This is a genomic window from Streptomyces sp. NPDC046881 (assembly GCF_040645015.1).
GTDB lineage: Bacteria > Actinomycetota > Actinomycetes > Streptomycetales > Streptomycetaceae > Streptomyces.
Genome location: NZ_JBEYXJ010000018.1, coordinates 43,299 through 61,776, shown reverse-complemented (window position 1 = coordinate 61,776; position 18,478 = coordinate 43,299). Strand labels below are relative to the sequence as shown.

The following is an 18,478-nucleotide window of genomic DNA, read 5'->3' as shown; positions in this document are numbered from 1 at the left end:
ACGATGATTAGAACTCTAATCTACGTTCGTATCGTTGTGGGTAGCCGAACCGAGAGGGCTGTCGTGTCCCATTCGATCCACCGTCGTACGTTCCTGACCTTCGCCGGGGCCCTGGCCGTCGCCGCCACGGCGCCGACCGCACAGGCGGCCACGGTGCCCCGTATCACCACCGCGTTCGCACTCCCCGGCGACCGCGTCTACCCCGAGGGCATCGGTCTCGACCCGCGCACCGGGAACGCGTTCGTCGGCTCGTACACCACCGGTGCCGTCTACCGGGCCGCGCCAGGCCGCCGTACCGCGGAGGTGTTCCTCCCGGCGGGCGCCGACGGCCGGCACACTGCCAACGGGCTGAAGGTCGACCGGGCCGGCCGGCTCTGGGTCATCGACTCCACCAGCGGCGTCGACGTATACGATGTACGCGACCGCGCGTTGCTCGCCCGCTTCCGGGTGCCGGGTGACGAGCCCCGCTTCGTCAACGACCTGGCGATCGCCCCCGACGGCACCGCGTACCTCACCGACAGCACCCGCGCGGTCGTCTACGCGGTCACACCCGCCGACCTGTCCCGGGCCCGCGGCACAGTGGCGTCGCTTCGGGTGGGCCACGACCTGAGCGCGGTACGGGATCCCCGGTCCCCGGCCGCCTACACCCTCAACGGCATCGTCGCCGACCCGGCGGGGCGCTACCTGCTCGTGGTCGACATGACCGGTGGCGGCCTGTACCGGATCGACCTGGCGAGCGGCGCCGTGCGCCAAGTCGCCCTGCACGGCGGGGACCTGAAGCACGGTGACGGGCTGGAGCTGGCGCACGGCACGCTCTGGGTCGCGCACAACACCGTCAACACCGTCAGCCGCTGGCATCTGGACGCGGATGCCCACACCGCGCGGCTCGAGCAGCGGGTCACCGATGCCGCGCTGCAGATCCCGACCACGCTCGCTCGCCGTCATGGCCGGCTGCTGGTCGTCCGCTCGCAGTTCGACAAGGGCGGCCCGATGGGGCCAGGGACGCCCGAGACGCCGTTCACGGTGGCGTGGCTGAGCGGGATCTGACGGCCCTGAACTGTGCCCAGTTGATCAGCCGCTGGCCGGCCCGGAATTCTGGGACGATCCCGACGGCATGCTGCCCGGGAGGCCGGAGCGGCTCTCCGAGCTCCGCTCGAAGCCGCCGACCGTGGCCCTCACCGACCGCTGGGGAGAGACCCGGCACGTCGACCTGATGCCGTACTTGAGGGCCGGCTTCGCGGGCGCCACGGTGCCCGAGCCGATCGACTCTCTGTGCCGATCGACTCTCTGTGCCGATCGACTCTCTGTGCCGGCCGGGAGCATGTCAGTCGGGCTGCGCCCGGAGGCCGGCCGCTGGCTCGCCCTGGCCGTCGGCCAGGGTGACGAGGAGTCGCCGTTCGAACTTCTCGCGGCGGTCGGCGAGACCACGGCACTTCACCCGGCCGCTCATGAGCGGAGCCGGATGACGACCGCGGTGGTCGTCACGGTGCTGAGAGGGACGTAGCCGCGCTTGCCGTATCGGGTGGCCACGGCCCGGAACCGCCTCAGCTCGCTGATCGCTCGTTCCACGACGCTGCGCTTCTTGTACCGCTCGGCGTCGGAGCCCGGCGGCCGTCCGCCTCGCGAGCCCGCAGGCGGGCGGCCCGGGTGTCGGCCTTCTCCGGGAACGGACGTGCCGGTTCCTCCCCGGCACAGGCACATCCGGTAGGGCCGGTTGCTGTACGCCCTGTCCGCAGCCAGGCTGTCCGGCCGCTTGACGAGGACCTCACCGTCCTCGACCGCGAACACAGCAGCTTGCCGGCGAACGCCTTGCGGCATGCAACGCCGAGTGCGACTACTTCTCCACCCAGCTGACCGACCTCACCCAGCAGCTGGACCAAGCACGCCACGGCGCGCCCACCGTCGCCGACCGCCTGGCCGACCTCAGCCGCACCGCCGACCGACTCAGGGCCGCCACCGAAGCCGCCGCCACCAGACCGCCGCCCGCCAGCAGGGCTTCGACACCCTTCAGGCTGCCGAAGACGCCGTCCTGGACGACGACGCACCGCATGCCCTCGAGGACACACGGAAGCGGCAGCCGCCACCAACGCAGCCCAAACTCGCCACGCCAACCTCACCGGGCACACCACCGACCTCACCGCCGGCATCGAGCGCTGCAGCCCCTGCAAGAGGCCTACGACACCGTCCGCCACCTCCAGGAAGTCATCCACGGCACCTCGGTGCGTGTCTGCGTGCTCCGGCGTCGATCTGGTGGATGCCACCAGCGGCGGCGTCCACAACGCCCGTATCGAAGTGGAGCCCGGCTACCAGGTTCCCTTCGCCCGAGCCGTCCGCCAGGGCGCGGCCCTGCCCGTCTCCGCGGTCGGCCTGATCACCGCACCGGAGCTCGCGCGCGAACTGTTGCGCAACCCGACCTGGCCGCTCCGCGCGGCCCACGTGCTCCGTCACGACGTCCCGTGGCCGAAGCGGTACCAGCGTGGCCGCCCACGTCACGGCTGAGGAACCCGGGAATTGGACCCAAGACGAAAAGGTTTCCTCCCATATGAGCGATCCAGGCAGCAATGCCGCCTTTCCCGTACCTCCGAGCGAGTCGATACGTGCGGTGCTGGCGGCCGACCGTGCCAGCACACTGCAGCAGATATCCGCCCTGAGCCGTGAGTTCGAAGGAATCGTCGAGGCGAACGCCCTGGTAGCCATTGACGACGAGCACGACCCGGAGGGGGCGAGCACGGCCTTCGAGCGGGCGCACGTCGCCGCCCTGCTGTCCCAGGCGCGCGAGCATCTCAACGATCTCGATCACGCCCTGGAGCGATTGGAGAGAGGCGACTACGGGCGTTGCGAGCAATGCGGTGAGCCGATCCCGACGGGGCGCCTCGAAGTTCGCCCGGCGGCGAAAACCTGCGTGCGCTGCGCGTCTCTGGCTCGCTGAAGCGTGCATGGTCGAGGGCGCGATATGCCGTCCTGGCCCTCGACGTGTGCACAGCGCAGCGTCCTGGTCGGAGATCCCCCGACCGCTCCGCTTCCTTGTGAGCCCTCGCGCGCTCGGTGTCGTACTTCTTGCTCCCGGGTTCGGGCGCGACGATCACCTCCTGTCGGACCGCCCCCTGGCCCAGACCGACAAACCGGGGGGAATCCGGCGGGTAAAGGAGGTGAGTGAGTGGCCCCCGCCGGTTACCCGGCTGGCCCAGCGGATTCCGATGAGGGAGACAGGCCATGACCCGCAGTACGAGTGCCCGGGACGTGGTGGAGGCCATCAAGGATGTCGACTTCCCCGCCGGCAAGGACAAGCTGATCGAAGCGGCCAGCCGGTCGGGCGCCGCGACGGATGTCGTGAAGGCGCTGCGTGGCATCCCGGCCGAGCAGTATGCCAACCGTGAAGAGGTGGCCCGGTCGGTGCGCGTGGATCCCAGCTCCGACCTGGGTCTGAGCCCGGCACAGCGTGCCGAGCAGGCCCGCGAGGGCGGCAGGCCGGGGCAGTCCCAGCACCTGCGCGATGTGCCGAAACCGCCGATCGAGGAGGAGCTGGAGAGCTGACGGCCGAGGTTTCCCTCGGCCTCCGGGCGGGGCAGTTGCCGGCGCGCCATGCGCACGCACTACCAGCGGCGGCAGTACGGCACGCACCGGCTGGACCAACCGAAGCAGGCGGGCGCGTACACGGTGGTGCGCCGGCGCTCCAGGCCGCCCATGATGCGGGCGGCGACCTTCTCGACGTCGTACACCGAGCGAGCCCGACCGAGCCGCCCTCACCTGCGACGGGGCCGCCGAGGCGGCCGTCCGCCCCGCTTCGGCGCGGGCCCCTGAAAGCAACGGAACACCGTCCGGTGTATCAACCGCCTCAAGCAGTGGCGCGGCCTGGCTACACGACGCGACGAACTCGCCGAGTCCTCTGGCACTGCCCGCAGCGATGGCTGCCGCACGACAGCAGGGCCCCAGCATCCGACGGTCACGGTGCGGCGACCGCCAGTGATACTGGTGCGGGTGCAGTCGAGTCGCGACGGTCTCCAACGGTAGACGGATGTAGCCGACCGACAACGCCAAGGAGAACTCGGCTGACGTGATGCGGTTCCGTGTCTCCGTGTCCCATGCCGACCTCTGGGCACTCGGCTTTCACCCGGGATAGGGAGGAATCGTGCAGCTGACATTTCTTGAGCCACTGCTCGACCGACGCGGTCCGTGGGCCACCGTGTACTTCGGCCCGGCTCAGAACGATGCGTCGGGAGCCAAACGGCGTGAGTTGATCTTTCGGGACGCCTGTCGGACGCTGGAGGACGAGGGCGCTGACCCGGCGACCGTCCAGGCGGTGCGCGACGCTCTGATGAGCATCACGCCCCAGGAAGACCCAGCGGGCCGGGTGATCTTCGCCGCTGGAGGCGAAGTGGCGCTCAGCTGCCGCCTTTCCCGACCGCCGCAAAGCCCGATCGCCTGCTGGGCGCCGTTGCCGCGCCTGACGCCACTGCTGGAGCTGGCCGGGCAGGACCCGCTCTGCCTCGTGGCGTACATCGACCGGACCGGCGCTGACTTCGAACTGCGCGGGGCGGCCGGCCCGAAGGACGCCGGGGGCGTCGAGGGGCGGCAGAGCCCGGTCCACCGTACGGCCTCTGGCGACTGGTCCCAGCGGCATTTCCAGCTCAAGGTGGAGAACACCTGGGACCACAATGCCGGCGAGATCGCCGAGGCTCTCGGCTCGGCTTATGAGGAGTCCGGTGCCGAGCTCGTCGTGCTGGTCGGTGACGTCCGCGAGCGCCCCGCCGTACTGGAGAGGCTTCCCGAGGCCGTCCGCGAGGTGACGGTGGCCACGGAGCACGGCGGACGCGCCGCCGGCTCTTCCTCCCCCGCCCTCGAAGAGGCCATCGAGCAGGCCCGGCGGGAACACGCACATCGGCGCGTGGAGAAGGCACTCGACCGATTCCGCGCCGGGCGGTCGGAGACCGGCAGCCCGCCGGACGCGGTGGAAGGGGTCCCGGCACTGGTGGAAGCCGCTCAGGAGCACCGCATCGACACACTCCTTATCCGCTCCGACGGTCCGGAGCTGGCCACCGAGACATGGGTGGGTGCCGCGCCGGATCAGGTCGCAGTGCGCCGTACCGACGCGCAGACCCTCGGGGAAGGCGATCCCGTCGCCGTCCGGGCCGACGACGCGCTGCTGCGGGCGGCCGCCGCCACGGCCGCAGACGTGCTGTTCGTTCCTCCCACAGACGGGGAGGGAGCGGACGTGCCCACGGGCGGCCTCGGCGCCCTGCTGCGGTGGACGCACGAACCCAGCGCGGCGTAAGCAGCGCGGCAGGAAACGGAGATGTGCGGATATGGAACGAGGCAGTAACCCGGTCGGTCCCCGTAAGGACGACGAGATGAAGCACGAGCTGGAAGGGCAGCTGCGTGCCGGCCGGCCTACGCACGTGGAGGAGGCCAGCGACCCCGAGCCGCCGGCCGACGACGACATCCGCGTCGACCCCGGTGGCCCCGTCCCGCCACCCGGTAAGGAACGTGAACAGGCCCGGGCCACCGCCGAAGCGGACTCCCTGCGGCTTGAGCTGGCGCGCCACCTGGAGCGCGCCGCCTTCCCGACCGGCCGCCGGGGGCTGCTCGACGTCCTCGAAGCTCACCACGCGCCGGACCCCGTGTTGGAGGCGGCGCGGAAACTCCCGGAAAGCGGCGAGTACGCCAATGTGACCGAGGTTGTCGAGGCGCTCGGCGGCGAGCCCACAGCGTGAATCGTCGCCGCGTGGACAAGCAGGGAGCAGTCATGACCGTTCCCGAGGAGAACCGCCCGAAGACGACCTTACCGACGAAGTCATCGACACATCTGACTGCTACGACAAGCGCGGCTACGTCTACCTCGGCACCACCACAGCGGCAGCCCTGGTCATCTGGCTCCGGACATGATCGCCCGGACAAGTCTCAGGTGCTGGCCTGAACGCTGGACCTCGACTGGCGCCGGCAGGCTTACGCCGCCCTTCCACGCCTGGGTGTCGTACCCGCACCTCCGGGACACCCAGATCGGCGCCCTCGAGGTGCTCTTCAGGGCCGTGCAGCGCCGCGGCGGTCCAGGACGAGCGCGATCGCCGGTACTACGCGGTCGCCTGTCGGCTGGGCGGGCCACGCGACCCTGCCGGCGCTGCGACTGCCGGTGACGCCGATGCCGGCGCAGGGGCGGGATCATGCTGGCTGGGGCTCTGTGCTTCAGTGTCCGGTGCAGAGGGCCATGTCCGGTCGGCGATGTGCCTGCGGCGGCAAGGCCGCCGCTGGTCGGCGACGGTACCCGGTGAAATGCCGGCCGTCGGAACTGCCCGAGGCCACCAGAAGATCATTCACAGGACAGCCCTTGGTATCGCGCACGACCTTGCGGAGATGAAGGGCCCGCCGGTGAGTGTCGGCCGTGTCCCGGTACCAGAGGTCTTCGACCCGGAGCAGGAAGAGGACCTCTGCGAAGGGTTTCGGTCTGTCCGGGGTCCTGCACCCGGATTGCAGGCGGCCGACAGGATGCCCAGGTTGGAAGGAACGAGGCCGGAAGTGGTCGTCGGCCGCGCCGGCCGGCGACCGGCCGGTCACCGTGCCAGTGCGACGTCCCGGCGTACGGCAGCGATGACACGTCTTGAGGTGGCACATGACGTCAGCGACGACGACCGACGCGGCCGCGGAGTTCCGCCGGCTGAGCGACCCGGGCGTCGCGCGCCAGCCCGGACGCGGTGCCGCTTCAGGCGCGGAGGCCGTGCAGTTGCTGTCGCAGGATCTTGCCGGCGGGGGACTTGGGAATCGTGTCGACGTACTCCAGGGCCCGGATCTTCTTGTACGGGGCGACACGGTCGGCGACGAAGGCGAGGACATCGGAGGCGTCTGGCACAGTGCCGGGTTCGGGGACGACGAAGGCTTTGGGGATCTCCTCGCCGTTTGCGTCCAGGGCGCCGACCACGGCGGCGTCCCGGATGCCGGGGTGGGACAGGACAACCGCCTCGAGCTCCGCGGGGGCCACCTGGTGTCCCTTGTACTTGATCAGTTCCTTGAGTCGGCCGACGACGGTGAAGACGCCCTCGTCGGTCACGGTGACCAGGTCACCGGTGCGCAAGAACCCGTCGGCGTCGACTGTCGCCGCGGTCGCAGCGGGGTTGTCGAAATAGCCGAGCATGACATTCGGACCACGACACCAAAGTTCCCCGGCTTCGCCCGGAACGGTGTCCCGCCCGGTGACGGGGTCCACCACCCGGGCCTGCACGTTCGGCAGCAGGACGCCGATGGAGCCTTTGTCGATGTCGGGCCGGTCGTGGGGGATGCAGTGTGTTGCGGGACTGGCCTCGGTCAGTCCGTAGGCCTGGGTGACGCCGCACGCCAGGCGGTCCGCGACGTCCTGCGCCAGTTCCCGGCCCAGGGGGGCGGCGGCAGAGGTGATCAGTTCCACGGAGCCGAGGTCGTAGGAGTCGACCAGGGGATGTTTGGCGAGAGTCAGTGCGAGCGGCGGTGCCACGAACAGGTGGTCGACTTGGTGCTTCTGCACGGTCTCCAGGTAGGAGGCCAGATCGAACCGGGGCAGTGTGACGACGGTGGCGCGGTGGTGCAGCGCGAGGTTCAGGATGCCGGTGACCCCGTAGATGTGACTCAGCGGCAGGGCTGCCAGGGTCACACTGCCACGGCCGATCCGGCTGAGGGGGCGGTTCTGGAGGACGTTCGCGATCAGGTTGCGATGGCTGAGCATGACCCCTTTGGGCACCCCGGTGGTGCCGGAGGAATAGGGGAGGGCTGCCAGGTTTTCGGCGCCCAGTGCGGGAAGCGGGAGATTGCGGCCGGTCCCTGTAAAGGCGTCGAGACCGATCTCACCGGGCCGGCTCCACCCGGTGGTTCCGCCGGTGCTGCCAACGGCCCTCTCACCGACCACGACGATCATGGAGGCGCGGACTCCCGGCGAACGTATCGCCTCGCGCGCGGTCTCCAGCCCGTCCGGCCAGGTGAACAGGATCCGGGCCCTGCTGTCGCGCAGCTGGTGGGCTGTCTCCTCGCTGGTATGGAGGTGGTTGACAGGCGTCACGGCTGCTCCGGCGGACACGATGCCGTGGAAGAGCACCGCGTACTCAGGGCAGTTCGGCAGGTGGATCGCCGCCACGTCCCCGACGCTCACTCCGTGAGCGGCCAGGGCCTGGGCGATCTCGTGCGTCCGGTCGGCCAGCCCACCGTAGGTCATGGTGCGGCCGGTCGCGCCGTCGATGAGTGCGATGGCGTCACGGTCGGCGCTCACGTCGCCGAGCACGAACTGCGTCAGGCTCGTTCTGGGCACTTCGATGTCGGGGAATGGGCTGTTGAGGATCATCGGTGTCTCCTGTGGCGGCGACCGGACCGTGGGGTGGAACGTGGCTGCGGGGTGGACGTCGGGGCGAGGGTGCGGGAAGAGATGGGGCCGGGGGGACAGAGCGAGGCTGGGCGGTGGTGTGCCGCCCGCACTGACCTGGACCACAGCGAGGCACCGGGTCGGGCGGGGGAGTGCCGGAGGTGCGGCTCCGCGTCGCCCAGGGCGTGGCGGCCGACGTCTCGGGAATGGGCCGGCCGGGCCGGTGAGCCGGGTCCGCCTCGTGGCGGGGAGTACGGTGTCGCGTTCGGCGCGCAGTCGAGGCGTGCCCTGTGGGGGCGTTGTCGAGGCTCTGAGCGCTTTTGATTTCGGCGGGTCGCGTCGGTCGGAGGCGGCGGGCCTGTCCCTGGGTGGGGGCGCGAGGGTGGCGGCACCTTGCGGTACAGGGGGCGTGCTGCCTCAGGACGCGGGGGAGGGCCGCGGGCGGGGTTCCTTGGGGAGGCCGAGGAGCATCTCACCGATGATGCCTCGCTGGATCTGAGAGCTGCCTCCGTAGATGGTGGCGGCGCGGGCGTTGAGGTAGACGCTGGTCCAGGAGGCCGAGGAGTTCGATGCTCCCGTGTCGTCGGTGTAGTACCAGTTCGGTGAGGGATCGCCGGTGGGGGTCAGGGCGTCGAGTCCCAGCACGTCCATCGCCAGTTCGGTGGCCTTGCGGTGGTACTCGCTGGTAAGCAGTTTGACGACCGCTGCTTGGGGGCCGGGCTCCTGTCCTTCGGCGAGTTGGGTGGCCAACCGTAGGCTCTGGCAGTGCAGTTGCTCGACCTGCACGTGGCACCAGGCGAGGCGCTGCCGGATATTGGAGTCGTCCTTCAGTCCGCTGGAGACGATGAGGTCGGTCAGCCGGTCCAGTTCGTCGCGGAGCTTGATCGGCATGAGGACATAGGTCTCGGCGCGTTCGAAGTTCAGCAGGGTCATGGCCACCGGCCAACCCTGGCCCTCCTCGCCGACGATGAGATCGGCGTCGGTGACGGCATCCGTGAAGAACACTTCGTGGAAGTGGGTCTCGCCGGTCAGATTGCGGATCGGGCGGACCTCCACGCCGGGCTGGTCGAGCGGCACGAGCAGCATGCTGAGGCCCCTGTACGGGGACGCTTCAGGGTCGGTGCGAGCCAGCACGAACATCCAGTTGGACAAGCGCGCCGAGGAGGACCACAGCTTCTGGCCGTTGATCACCCACCGGTCGCCCTCGCGGACCGCGCGGGTGGCGAGAGAGGCCAGGTCGGACCCCGCACCTGGTTCGGAGAAGCCCTGGCAGAAGACGTACTCGCCGCAGACCAGGCGCGGTAGGAATCGCCTGCACAGCTCGGGCGGACTGTGGTGCAGCATGGTGTTGCCGAGCATGCTGATGCCGAACGTGTCGTTCTCCGCGCCGGTCGGGATCCCCGCCCGCACCAACTCCTCACCGAGCGCGATCCGTTCGGCGGGACCGAGCTCGGCGCCGCCGTACTCGGCCGGCCATGTCGGTGCCACCCAGCCCCGCTCGGCCAGCGCCGCACGTGCTCGGGCGGTGAAGTCCCGCCTCCCGGTCGGGCTGAGGGCGCCGATGCCCTGCCAGTCGTCGGGTACGAGCTGGGCGATGAACTCGCGCACCGAGGCGCGAAACAGCGCGATGTCAGCGGATTCCTGCAGATCCATCGAGGCCCTTCCCGTGAAGAAGTCCTTGCGGATGTCCACAGTTGCGTAGATAGACTTACTCGTCAACGTCAGCAGCCGTCAACTTCCGGCACTCCGAGGAGCGGCCATGCGTTTTGCCCTGAGCGACGAGCATCGTGAACTGACCCGGACCGTGCACCGGCTTCTGGTCGAGCGCCGCGGCGCCTTTCCGCCCGTCTTCGGTCCGATCGCGGGACCTGACCGGGACCTGTGGGAGGAACTGGCCGGTCTGGGCCTGCTGGGACTGACGGTCCCCGAGCACCTGGGCGGGGCGGGGGCAGGCCTGCTGGAGGCCGCGCTCGTCGTTGAGCAGGCCGGGGCCACGCTGCCGCCCGTGCCGTACCTGCCGGTTGCGGTCGCGGCCGCGGTGCTGGCCGAGGCTCACGGTGGCGGCGGGAACGGACCCGGTGCCGAACTGCTGAAAGGGATTACAGACGGCTCGCTGCTGGTGGTGCCGGCCTGGGAGACCTTCCCCCGCACGGTCGTCGGCCGGTGCCGGCCCGACGCGCTGCATCTGGAGGGTGGCCAGGTGAGGGGGTCTCTGGCTGCCGTGCCGTACGGCACGGACGCCGATGTGCTGCTGGCCGTCGCGGGCGGGGTGCTGGTCTGGCTACGGTTGGACCGGCCCGGCGTGCGGCGGACGGCCCGTGACGGACTGGACGTCGTCGAGCCGGTCGCCGCGATCGAGTTGGACTCCGTCGGTGCTCACGTACTCGGACCAGTCCGGTCCAACCAGACTCTCGCGGCGGTACGGACCCTGTTCGCGGCCGAACTCGTGGGCTTGGCGGGCCAGTGCGTGGACGAGGCCGTCACCTATGCCGGGGAGCGGCATCAGTTCGGGCGCCCGATCGGCTCGTTCCAGGCCGTCAAGCACACCCTGGCCGACCGGCACGCCCAGGTCGACGCCGCGCGACTGCTGCTGTACTGGGCGGCGGCGACCGGCGATGCGCACGCCGCGAGCCTCGCCGTGCAGGCAGCCGGCGATGCCGCCGATGCGGCGAGCGCCGACAATCTGCAGACCCACGGCGGCATGGGCTTCACCTGGGAGGCGAGCGCGCACGTCCTGCTCAAGCGGGCTCGGGCCAGGCGCGCACTGCTCGGAACGTCCGCCCGGCAACTGGACGCCATCGCGGACCATCTCCTCGAGACCCGGCCCCGGGTCTCCGGCCGGCCCGAGGTCAGTCCGCGACTGTCGTCGGCTCGTCCAGCTTGAACCGCCGCCGGATGCCCGGATGGCTGAGCAGTTTCGCCGGGTAGCCGGGGCCCGGGCGTGGGGTGACGTCCTCCCAGGTGAGCGGCTCCTTGCAATGGGAGCACACGACTTCGCCGTGGACGTCGTGACCACACGGCTCGTGACGGGTGATCACCGGCGGTCCCGCCTCGTCCGACAGCCACCTGTCGCCCCAGCTGGTCAAAGCGAGGATCACGCCGTAGAAGTCGCGGCCGGACTCGGTCAGCAGATACTCGTGGCGGACCGGCTGGGTCTCGTACACGTGCTTCTCCAGCAGTCCCGCCTCCACCAGTCTGCGCAACCGCTCCGACAGGGTGTTGCGGGCGATGCCCAGCTCCTGCTGGAACTCGTCGAACCGGCGGATCCCGTAGAACGCCTCCCTCAGCACCAGGGGGGTCCACCAGTCACCGAGCAGGTCCATGGTCCGGGCCACCGAGCAGGGCCAGTTCGCGAACGACGTACGCCTCATGCCCTCAATGGTACGAGTCTTTCAACGAAACTCAGCAGAAAGGAGAGCGTCGAAGCTTGCGCTAGTGAGTCTCTTTAAGCAACTATGCAGGTGCCTGAGGGAAGGAGTGCAAGGTATGGAGTGGACGGGACAGGTCTACGCGGACATGCCCACCGTCTCTGCGGAGGTGTACGTCGACGCACCGCCGGAACGTCTGTGGGGATATGTGAGCGACATCCATCTGATGCCCGAGCTCAGTGCCGAGCTTCGGCACGTCGAGTGGCTCGATGGCGCGACCGGCCCGCAGGCCGGAAGCCGGTTCCTCGGGCGCAGTACCCACCCCGCACTGGGCAACTGGGAGACGATCAGCACGGTCGTGGACTGCGAGAAGCCACGGCGTTTTGCCTGGGCCGTGGGCGACCCCGTCCATCCGATGAGCATGTGGCGGTTCACGCTCCGCCCGCAGGGGACGGGCACTGTGCTGGAGCAGTGGGCACAGCTGGGGCCGGCCCGATCCGGGCTGAGCGCGGCGATCGACGCGATGCCGGACAAGGAACAAAAGATCGTGTTCGTGCGACTGCGTGAGTTCGAGGCCGGTATCAAGTCCAACCTCGCCGCCCTCAAAGAACTGGCCGAACGGGAGAAGTGATGCGCACAGCGACCACCATCGAGGCCTCCGGCGGCGGCACCTGGGGCGAGACCGTCGAGTTCGTCCTGGAGGCCGAGAAACTGGGCCTGGACATCTGCTGGGTGGCCGAGGCATGGGGCAGCGACGCCCCATCGCCGCTGGGCTATCTCGCAGGCCGCACCGAGCGGATCCTGCTCGGCTCCGGGGCCATCCAACTCGGCACTCGTTCCCCGGTCACTATCGCGCAGACCGCGATGACGCTCGCCCACCTCTCGGACGGCCGCTTCCTCCTCGGGCTGGGAGCGTCGGGGCCGCAGGTCATCGAAGGCCTGCACGGAATACCGTTCGCGCGGCCGCTGACCCGGATGCGGGAGACCGTCGAGATCATCCGACGCGCCTCCACCGGAGAGAAGATCGAGTTCCAGGGCCGACAGTTCACCATCCCACTGCCCGACGGCGAGGGACGCCCGATGCGGCTCAGCGTCAAGCCGGTGCGGGTACCGGTCTACCTGGCCACCCTGTCCCCGAAGATGCTGGAACTCACCGGTGAAATCGCTGACGGCTGGCTGGGCACCAGCTTCGTACCCGAGGGCGCCCACGCCTACTTCACCCACCTGGACACCGGGCTCGCCCGAGGCGGCCGTACCCGCGCCGACCTCGACGTCTGCCAGGGGGCCGAGATCAACATCGTCCCCGACGAGCGCCGGCTGGCCGAGGTCGTCGGCAGCCGCAAGAAGGAACTGGCGTTCTCCCTGGGAGGTATGGGCTCCGGCTCCACCAACTTCTACAACAACGCCTACAGCCGCCAGGGCTGGGCCGACGTCGCCGCGCGGATCCGTGAACGCTGGCAGGCCGGGGACCGCGACGGCGCCACCGCCCTGGTCACCGACGAGATGGTCCTGGCCACCACCCTGATCGGCACCGAGGAGATGGTCCGCGACCGGCTCAGGGACTGGGACGCCGCCGGCGTGGACACCGTCCGCCTCTACCCGGCCGGCGACACCCTCGAGGCGCGGCTGGACAACCTGGGACACGGCATCGACCTCGTCCGCTCGCTCGACACCCGATAAAGGTCCCTCTCCCGGTGGTCGGAGCCGGCCCCGGACCAACGCTCAGGCGCCCTTGCGGCCACCCGCCCACCACGGGCGCACCGCTGCCGGGCCCTGTCGGCCGCCCCGCTGGGGGCCGTTCGCAGGGGCCTGTTCTTCACCAGCGATCACACACCCGGGTCCCGGACCCGGCACCATCCGAAGGGACCACCATGACACCGGCCGTCTCCCCACCGACACCACCAACCGCCGCTCCCGACGTGACCGGTCAGGTCGTCGGCATCCTGGGCGGAACAGGGCCGCAGGGCCGGGGCCTGGCGTACCGGCTCGCCCGTGCGGGACAACAGGTGATCATCGGATCGCGGTCCGCTGAACGGGCAGGACAGGCGGCGGAGGAACTGGGCGTGCTCCAGGGCCTCAGCAACGCGGAGACCGCCCGCGCCAGCGACATCGTCATCATCACCGTGCCCTGGGAAGGACACGGCGCCGTTCTGGAGGAGCTCCGTGACGACCTCGCGGGCAAACTCGTCATCGACTCGGTCAACCCTCTGGGTTTCGACGCGCAGGGCGCCTACGCCATCCGTCCCGAGGAGGGCAGCGCGGCCGAGCAGGCCGCGGCCCTCCTGCCCGACTCCCGGGTCACCGCAGCCTTCCACCACCTGTCGGCCGTACTGCTGACCGACCCGTCCATCGACACTGTCGACACGGACGTCATGGTGCTCGGGGACCGGCGCGCGGACACGGACCTCGTACTGGCCCTCGTCGACCGCATCCCAGGCATGCGCGGCGTCTACGCCGGGCGACTGCGCAACGCGCACCAGATCGAGGCCTTCGTGGCCAACCTGATCTCCGTCAACCGCCGATACAAGGCCCACGCTGGGGTACGCGTCACCGACGTCTGAAGCACCCATGGCTTGCGGGCCTCGAAGTGGAGATCTTCCAGGTATCCGGCCGCTGCAGGGCTGTTCCGCGGCCCGGTCAGCGGCTTCCCGGAACCGGACCCGGAGCACGGCAACCGCGGCGATGACCGTCGCGAGGTGCCACCGGTCGGGAAGGTTGAGAGATGCCGAGTTTGCCGCCAACCGTGTCGGCGCCGGGTACCGGTTATCCCGACGGTGTGTGCCAGCTGCGTTTGGCGAGGGCCTGGCGGGCGGAGTGTCACAGGGCCAGGGGGGTTGTCGCGGTTGCCTGCAAGGCAGCATCTGCTGCTCGATCTGCTCGGCAGTGTCGTACTCGGTGACGATCCGAGAGAAATCACGCAGGTACTGCCGGCTTGAGCAAGGGTGTCCGGGGAGTTGGCGCCGACCCGCTTACCGGCCATTTTGGGGACTTCGCGGTAGCAGATGAGGGCAGCGGCGATCACGGTGGAGGTCAGGAAGTGGTCAGGCTTGTGCTCGTAGCGAGGGCGCAAGCGCCGGCAGCCGGTGAGCCAGGCGATGGTGCGCTCGACGACCCAGCGGTGTCGACCCAGGTGTGTGGAGTTCTCGCTGCCGCGGCGGGCAATGCGAGGGAGGATGCCGCGCGTTCATCACCATGGTTGCAGGTGGGGGGAGTCGTAGTTCTTGTCCGCGTGCAGTTTGGCCGGGCGCCGGCCTCGTGGCCCGCGGGGTGAGTGGATCGGCGGGACGCCTTGCACGAGGGCCTGCAGGGCTTGGCTGTCACGGGCGTTGGCTGCGGATATCCCAAGCGAGATAGGCAGGGCTCGGCGATCGACGATGAGATGGATTCTCGATCCGCTCTTGCCACGGTCGGTCGGATTCCCCGCATGCGGGCGCCGGTCAGCGCTGGGTCTGTCGGTGCTCGTTCCAGGCCTGCGCGGCGAGCTGCATGGGCGTTGCCCAGTCGTCTTCGCTCTGCTCGGCGATCGAGTACCAGACGCGTTGCTGGACGCTGGCCAGAACGTTGAGGCCCTTCGGTCGGGGCGAACTTCCGCGCCGGGTGAGCAGCGGCGGCGTTCACGCGGGCAGGGCTGGCGGGTGTGCGCCCAGCCGATGACGGCTGTGGCGACGGTGTGCAGGGTGGGCGAGCTGGGCTGCCGTGCGGGAACGGTGAAGCCGTCAGCCACTGCGATGCCCGGCGCATAGCCGGCGCCGAGAGCGGGTCGCTCGACGTCCAGGCGCGGCCGCCGCAGCGTGGTGCGTGGTTCCTCACGGTGGTTGTCGGCGTCAGCGAGTGAACAGCTCGGGGTTCTTGCGGACGAAGTCGGCTACTCCTTCGGCGGACCGCCCGGTGACCTCTGCCATGCCTACTGCCTGGCGGTCATAGCGGCCGTCCAGGTGCAGGCGAGCCATGGTGGAGATGTGCTGACGTACATGGGCCGGCAGTTCCAGCGCCGCGAGATCGTTGTCCAGCCATTCCTGCAACGGGACATCGGTGTAGCCGACCGTGCGGTGCAAAGCATCGGAAATCTCCGCGGCCAGAGCGGCGGCGTCCTGTGATCGTGGACCGGTCAGCTCATAGCTCCGGCCGATGTGCCCGGCCGGATCGGCCAAGATCTCCTCGACAACCGCGGCAACGTTACCGGCCGCGATCGGGGAGGTTCTCGCCGTGCCAAAGGGCCACCTGATCACGCCGTCCTTGGCGATCGAGGAAAACACGATCTGGAAGAGCGGGTTCTCCATGAAGACGGTGGGCCTGACCTGGACCACGGGCAGGCCTGACCAGTCGAGAACCTGCTCGACCAGCCACTGCTGTCGATGCTGGTGCGACTCGGAGCCGCTGGTGGCGTCCATCTCGGCGACGGTCAGCTGCGACATGTTCACGAACGCCTCCAGCCTTCCGTAGGCGCGCGCGACCGCCGCCGTGGTCACGGCAGCCAGCAGATACTGTGCCGACACGGCCATGCCGAAATACATCCGACCGCAGCCGTCGAGGGCGTCGGCGACATCACGAGCACACGTCAGATCTCCGACCACGACCTCGGCACCCGTCGCGCGCAGTGCCTGGGCACGGTCGTCATCCCGGCGCACCAGAGCACGGACCTGGAGACCCCGGCGCCGTAGACCCTGGACCACGGTCCTGCCGACGGCCCCGACGCTGCCCGCAGCACCGGTCACCAGAATGGGCCGCATGCCTGCTTCCGGGCTGTAGTCCATGTCGGCAGACTGCGGCCCGCATGGCCAGGACGCAACCGGGGTGGTGTCCAGCCCGGCGAAGGTCAGACGATGACCGCCTTGGCGGTCAGGTCGGTGGCTGGAACGTCGAAGTGGTCGGTCAGCAGGCAGGGGAACGCGGCCAGGTCCGTGATGCCGCAGTCGGTGTGGTGCAGGACCGCGTAGTGGTTGTCACGCGGGCCGGGGCCGCCCGTGCGGGCCTGCGGCCCTGCACGAACTTCGCGAGCATCTCCAGCGTCGCAAGGGTGGCGGGCGTGACCCGCCCTCCGCATTGCGGATCACCGCCGCCTCGCCGAGCTCGAGCACGTCGGTCGGGTCGACACGCGGGTCGACGCATCCGATGACCGTCAGACCGCCTGTGGGCATGAGCTTACGGCCGGCGAACGATCCGCCGTCGGCGAACCTCACGTTCCGCTTGGCCGGCTCCTCCGTGTCGATCACTGGGCTGGTGATCCCATCGTGCTCCGTGCCTGATCCTCTGGCGACGTTGTCACTCGCCTCCAGCCCGGCTCGTAGCCGCCTCCCCTGCCCACTCGGCTGGCCGCGGACAGTGATCGTGCAGCAGCTTCGTCCGGCGGCTCCGGCACGCCGTGGCCGCACCGGCGGGACCGATTCCTACCCGCCGTCCTCCGCCCCGCCGTCGTCGAAGACGAACAGTGGCTTGGTGCCGTGCGCGGGCGCTTCGGCGAGCGCGACGGCCTCGGCGAAGCGTTCGAGCGGGAAGGGGCGCCCCTGGGGGATGCTCAGCACCTCGTCGGCGACGAGGTCGCGGACCCGGGCCAGCGCGCGCAGCGCCGTCTCGGGTGAGGCGGTGCCGAACCAGCGGTTCAGCCAGAAGCCACGGACCGTCTTGGTCTCGTAGATGACCGAGCGTGCCTGCAGCGGGATGGTCAGTGCCGCGGGGTCGGTCTGCCGGTGGGTGGAGAGCGCGCCGTAGACCACCAGCTCTCCTCCCGGAGCCAGTGCCTGGGACACCTGGGCGCCGACGGGACCCGCGACACAGTCGACGGCCTTCCGCACGCCGGCCGGTCCCGCCGTCTCGGCCACACGCTGCATCAGGTCCTCGTCCTCGGTGCAGATGACCTCGTCACCGCCGAGCGCTGTGATCTCCTCGACAGCGCTGCGACGCCGCACGACGTTGATCGTGCGGATACCCAGATGCCGGCACAGCTGGATGACGAGCCGTCCGACGGTGGAGCCCGCGGCCGTCTGCAGCAGCCATTCGCCCGGTTGCGCGTCGAGTTCGCGCGTCACGAGGAGCAGCGCGGTCAGCGGGTTGACGGCGAGTTGGCAGGTGGTGGAGTCGCTCAGGTGGTCGGGTACCGGCAGGAGCCTTCGGGCGTCGGCCACGAGGTATTCCTGCCAGGTACCGGCGACGGGGGGCCCGGGTACAGCCGGGATCGCGGCGGCCACCACGCGCTCACCGGCCTTCAGTCCTTCGGTGTCCGGGCCCAGGGCTTCGATCTGACCCGCACATTCCATGTAGCCCCCGACAGCGGGGAACTCAGGGGAGAAGCCGTAACGGCCGCGCAGCACGTGCAGATCACTGGCGTGTACAGGAGTCGCCTTCACCCGAATCAATGCCTGACCGGCTTTCGGCGTCGGCACAGGCCGGGATTCCAGCCGCAGTACATCGGTGGGTTCACCGGCCTCCAGGGCTACGAGCGCGCGCATCGATCGAGGCATGTGTGGCCCTCCGTCTCACAGCGCCCGAGACGGCTCGGCGTGCTGGCGTCGCGCGGCCTCGGAGGGGACGTGATCAGGACGTTCGCCGCAGCGCACCACCCTGACTCCGTCACTCCACGCTACGCCCGCCCCCGGGAAGATTCCCGGCGGCCGACCATCCTTGTTGATCGCGGCCAGCCCACTGCCGCGGACATCGCCGATGAGGAGCCGGGTGCTGTGGTGGTCGGCCCGTGCGGCCGCGTACGGCTCCCCGCCCAGTTCGGCTTCCTCCTCGGCGGGGATGTACAGGCCGGTGATCCGCAGCGGGCCGGCGCGGGCGGGCAAGGGCTGCAGTGCCC

General features: G+C 69.8%; 20 protein-coding genes and 2 pseudogenes. 12 read left to right on the top strand and 10 right to left on the bottom strand.

The genetic code is table 11. The features are described from left to right. Nucleotides 1–63: 63 nt before the first annotated feature. A complete protein-coding gene (locus tag ABZ923_RS11990; protein WP_361470018.1) occupies nucleotides 64–1,047 on the top strand; it encodes an SMP-30/gluconolactonase/LRE family protein in 984 nt (327 codons plus the stop codon). Nucleotides 1,048–1,321: 274 nt separating this feature from the next. After that, complete coding sequence (locus tag ABZ923_RS11985; RefSeq protein ID WP_361470017.1) at nucleotides 1,322–1,504, top strand: hypothetical protein; 183 nt, start codon at nucleotides 1,322–1,324, stop codon at nucleotides 1,502–1,504. Between the two features lie 330 nt (nucleotides 1,505–1,834). Here ABZ923_RS11985 and ABZ923_RS11980 read toward each other — a convergent pair whose 3' ends face one another. Further along, a complete protein-coding gene (locus ABZ923_RS11980; RefSeq protein WP_361470016.1) occupies nucleotides 1,835–2,050 on the bottom strand; it encodes a hypothetical protein in 216 nt (71 codons plus the stop codon). 200 nt (nucleotides 2,051–2,250) lie between these two features. Here ABZ923_RS11980 and ABZ923_RS11975 point away from each other — a divergent pair, with 200 nt between their 5' ends. From ABZ923_RS11975 to ABZ923_RS11965, 3 genes are all read left to right on the top strand, one after another. After that, nucleotides 2,251–2,499, top strand: a complete 249-nt coding sequence (locus ABZ923_RS11975) for a hypothetical protein (protein ID WP_361470014.1) — start codon at nucleotides 2,251–2,253, stop codon at nucleotides 2,497–2,499. A 43-nt stretch (nucleotides 2,500–2,542) separates the two neighbouring features. Next, nucleotides 2,543–2,929 (top strand): TraR/DksA C4-type zinc finger protein, encoded by a 387-nt coding sequence (locus ABZ923_RS11970; protein ID WP_361470012.1) that lies wholly within the window; start codon nucleotides 2,543–2,545, stop codon nucleotides 2,927–2,929. Between the two features lie 284 nt (nucleotides 2,930–3,213). Then, a complete protein-coding gene (locus ABZ923_RS11965) occupies nucleotides 3,214–3,534 on the top strand; it encodes a DUF2795 domain-containing protein (protein WP_361470010.1) in 321 nt (106 codons plus the stop codon). Between the two features lie 59 nt (nucleotides 3,535–3,593). Here ABZ923_RS11965 and ABZ923_RS11960 read toward each other — a convergent pair whose 3' ends face one another. Beyond that, nucleotides 3,594–3,719, bottom strand: a complete 126-nt coding sequence (locus ABZ923_RS11960) for a hypothetical protein (protein WP_361470107.1) — start codon at nucleotides 3,717–3,719, stop codon at nucleotides 3,594–3,596. A gap of 28 nt (nucleotides 3,720–3,747) precedes the next feature. Here ABZ923_RS11960 and ABZ923_RS11955 point away from each other — a divergent pair. The 3 genes and pseudogenes from ABZ923_RS11955 to ABZ923_RS11945 form a co-directional block, all read left to right on the top strand. Next, a pseudogene (locus ABZ923_RS11955) lies at nucleotides 3,748–3,879 on the top strand (IS5/IS1182 family transposase); the annotation flags it as partial. Nucleotides 3,880–4,129: 250 nt separating this feature from the next. After that, on the top strand, nucleotides 4,130–5,272 hold the full coding sequence (locus ABZ923_RS11950; RefSeq protein ID WP_361470008.1) for a Vms1/Ankzf1 family peptidyl-tRNA hydrolase: 1,143 nt from the start codon (nucleotides 4,130–4,132) through the stop codon (nucleotides 5,270–5,272). 76 nt (nucleotides 5,273–5,348) lie between these two features. Next, the gene (locus tag ABZ923_RS11945) at nucleotides 5,349–5,711 is read left to right on the top strand and encodes a DUF2795 domain-containing protein (RefSeq protein ID WP_361470007.1); all 363 of its coding nucleotides are present in this window, start codon (nucleotides 5,349–5,351) and stop codon (nucleotides 5,709–5,711) included. A 983-nt stretch (nucleotides 5,712–6,694) separates the two neighbouring features. Here ABZ923_RS11945 and ABZ923_RS11940 read toward each other — a convergent pair. Then, nucleotides 6,695–8,296: an AMP-binding protein gene (locus ABZ923_RS11940; protein ID WP_361470005.1), complete on the bottom strand. Its 1,602-nt coding sequence runs from the start codon at nucleotides 8,294–8,296 to the stop codon at nucleotides 6,695–6,697. A 435-nt stretch (nucleotides 8,297–8,731) separates the two neighbouring features. Next, nucleotides 8,732–9,967, bottom strand: a complete 1,236-nt coding sequence (locus tag ABZ923_RS11935; protein WP_361470004.1) for an acyl-CoA dehydrogenase family protein — start codon at nucleotides 9,965–9,967, stop codon at nucleotides 8,732–8,734. Nucleotides 9,968–10,073: 106 nt separating this feature from the next. Here ABZ923_RS11935 and ABZ923_RS11930 point away from each other — a divergent pair, with 106 nt between their 5' ends. Then, nucleotides 10,074–11,198: an acyl-CoA dehydrogenase family protein gene (locus tag ABZ923_RS11930; protein WP_361470003.1), complete on the top strand. Its 1,125-nt coding sequence runs from the start codon at nucleotides 10,074–10,076 to the stop codon at nucleotides 11,196–11,198. Here the strand turns inward: ABZ923_RS11930 and ABZ923_RS11925 are convergent. Then, on the bottom strand, nucleotides 11,164–11,685 hold the full coding sequence (locus tag ABZ923_RS11925) for a helix-turn-helix domain-containing protein (RefSeq protein WP_361470001.1): 522 nt from the start codon (nucleotides 11,683–11,685) through the stop codon (nucleotides 11,164–11,166). The two genes, ABZ923_RS11930 and ABZ923_RS11925, sit on opposite strands and share 35 nt — an antisense overlap. Before the next feature lie 115 nt (nucleotides 11,686–11,800). Between ABZ923_RS11925 and ABZ923_RS11920 the strand changes: the two genes are divergently transcribed. The 3 genes from ABZ923_RS11920 to npdG all read left to right on the top strand — a co-directional run bounded on the left by ABZ923_RS11920 (nucleotide 11,801) and on the right by npdG (nucleotide 14,243). After that, complete coding sequence (locus tag ABZ923_RS11920; protein ID WP_361469999.1) at nucleotides 11,801–12,313, top strand: SRPBCC family protein; 513 nt, start codon at nucleotides 11,801–11,803, stop codon at nucleotides 12,311–12,313. Next, nucleotides 12,313–13,362: an LLM class flavin-dependent oxidoreductase gene (locus ABZ923_RS11915; protein ID WP_361469997.1), complete on the top strand. Its 1,050-nt coding sequence runs from the start codon at nucleotides 12,313–12,315 to the stop codon at nucleotides 13,360–13,362. Before ABZ923_RS11920 ends, ABZ923_RS11915 begins: the two co-directional genes overlap by 1 nt. Before the next feature lie 191 nt (nucleotides 13,363–13,553). After that, complete coding sequence (gene npdG, locus ABZ923_RS11910) at nucleotides 13,554–14,243, top strand: NADPH-dependent F420 reductase (protein ID WP_361469996.1); 690 nt, start codon at nucleotides 13,554–13,556, stop codon at nucleotides 14,241–14,243. A 425-nt stretch (nucleotides 14,244–14,668) separates the two neighbouring features. Here the strand turns inward: npdG and ABZ923_RS11905 are convergent. The 5 genes and pseudogenes from ABZ923_RS11905 to ABZ923_RS11885 all read right to left on the bottom strand — a co-directional run. Further along, a pseudogene (locus tag ABZ923_RS11905) lies at nucleotides 14,669–15,406 on the bottom strand (IS5 family transposase); the annotation flags it as partial. 100 nt (nucleotides 15,407–15,506) lie between these two features. Then, nucleotides 15,507–16,436 (bottom strand): NAD(P)H-binding protein, encoded by a 930-nt coding sequence (locus ABZ923_RS11900; RefSeq protein ID WP_361469994.1) that lies wholly within the window; start codon nucleotides 16,434–16,436, stop codon nucleotides 15,507–15,509. A 62-nt stretch (nucleotides 16,437–16,498) separates the two neighbouring features. Further along, complete coding sequence (locus ABZ923_RS11895) at nucleotides 16,499–16,726, bottom strand: hypothetical protein (protein WP_361469992.1); 228 nt, start codon at nucleotides 16,724–16,726, stop codon at nucleotides 16,499–16,501. A gap of 343 nt (nucleotides 16,727–17,069) precedes the next feature. Further along, nucleotides 17,070–18,128: a zinc-dependent alcohol dehydrogenase family protein gene (locus ABZ923_RS11890; RefSeq protein ID WP_361470098.1), complete on the bottom strand. Its 1,059-nt coding sequence runs from the start codon at nucleotides 18,126–18,128 to the stop codon at nucleotides 17,070–17,072. 27 nt (nucleotides 18,129–18,155) lie between these two features. Next, nucleotides 18,156–18,464 (bottom strand): hypothetical protein, encoded by a 309-nt coding sequence (locus ABZ923_RS11885; protein WP_361469991.1) that lies wholly within the window; start codon nucleotides 18,462–18,464, stop codon nucleotides 18,156–18,158. Between the last annotated feature and the right edge of the window lie 14 nt (nucleotides 18,465–18,478).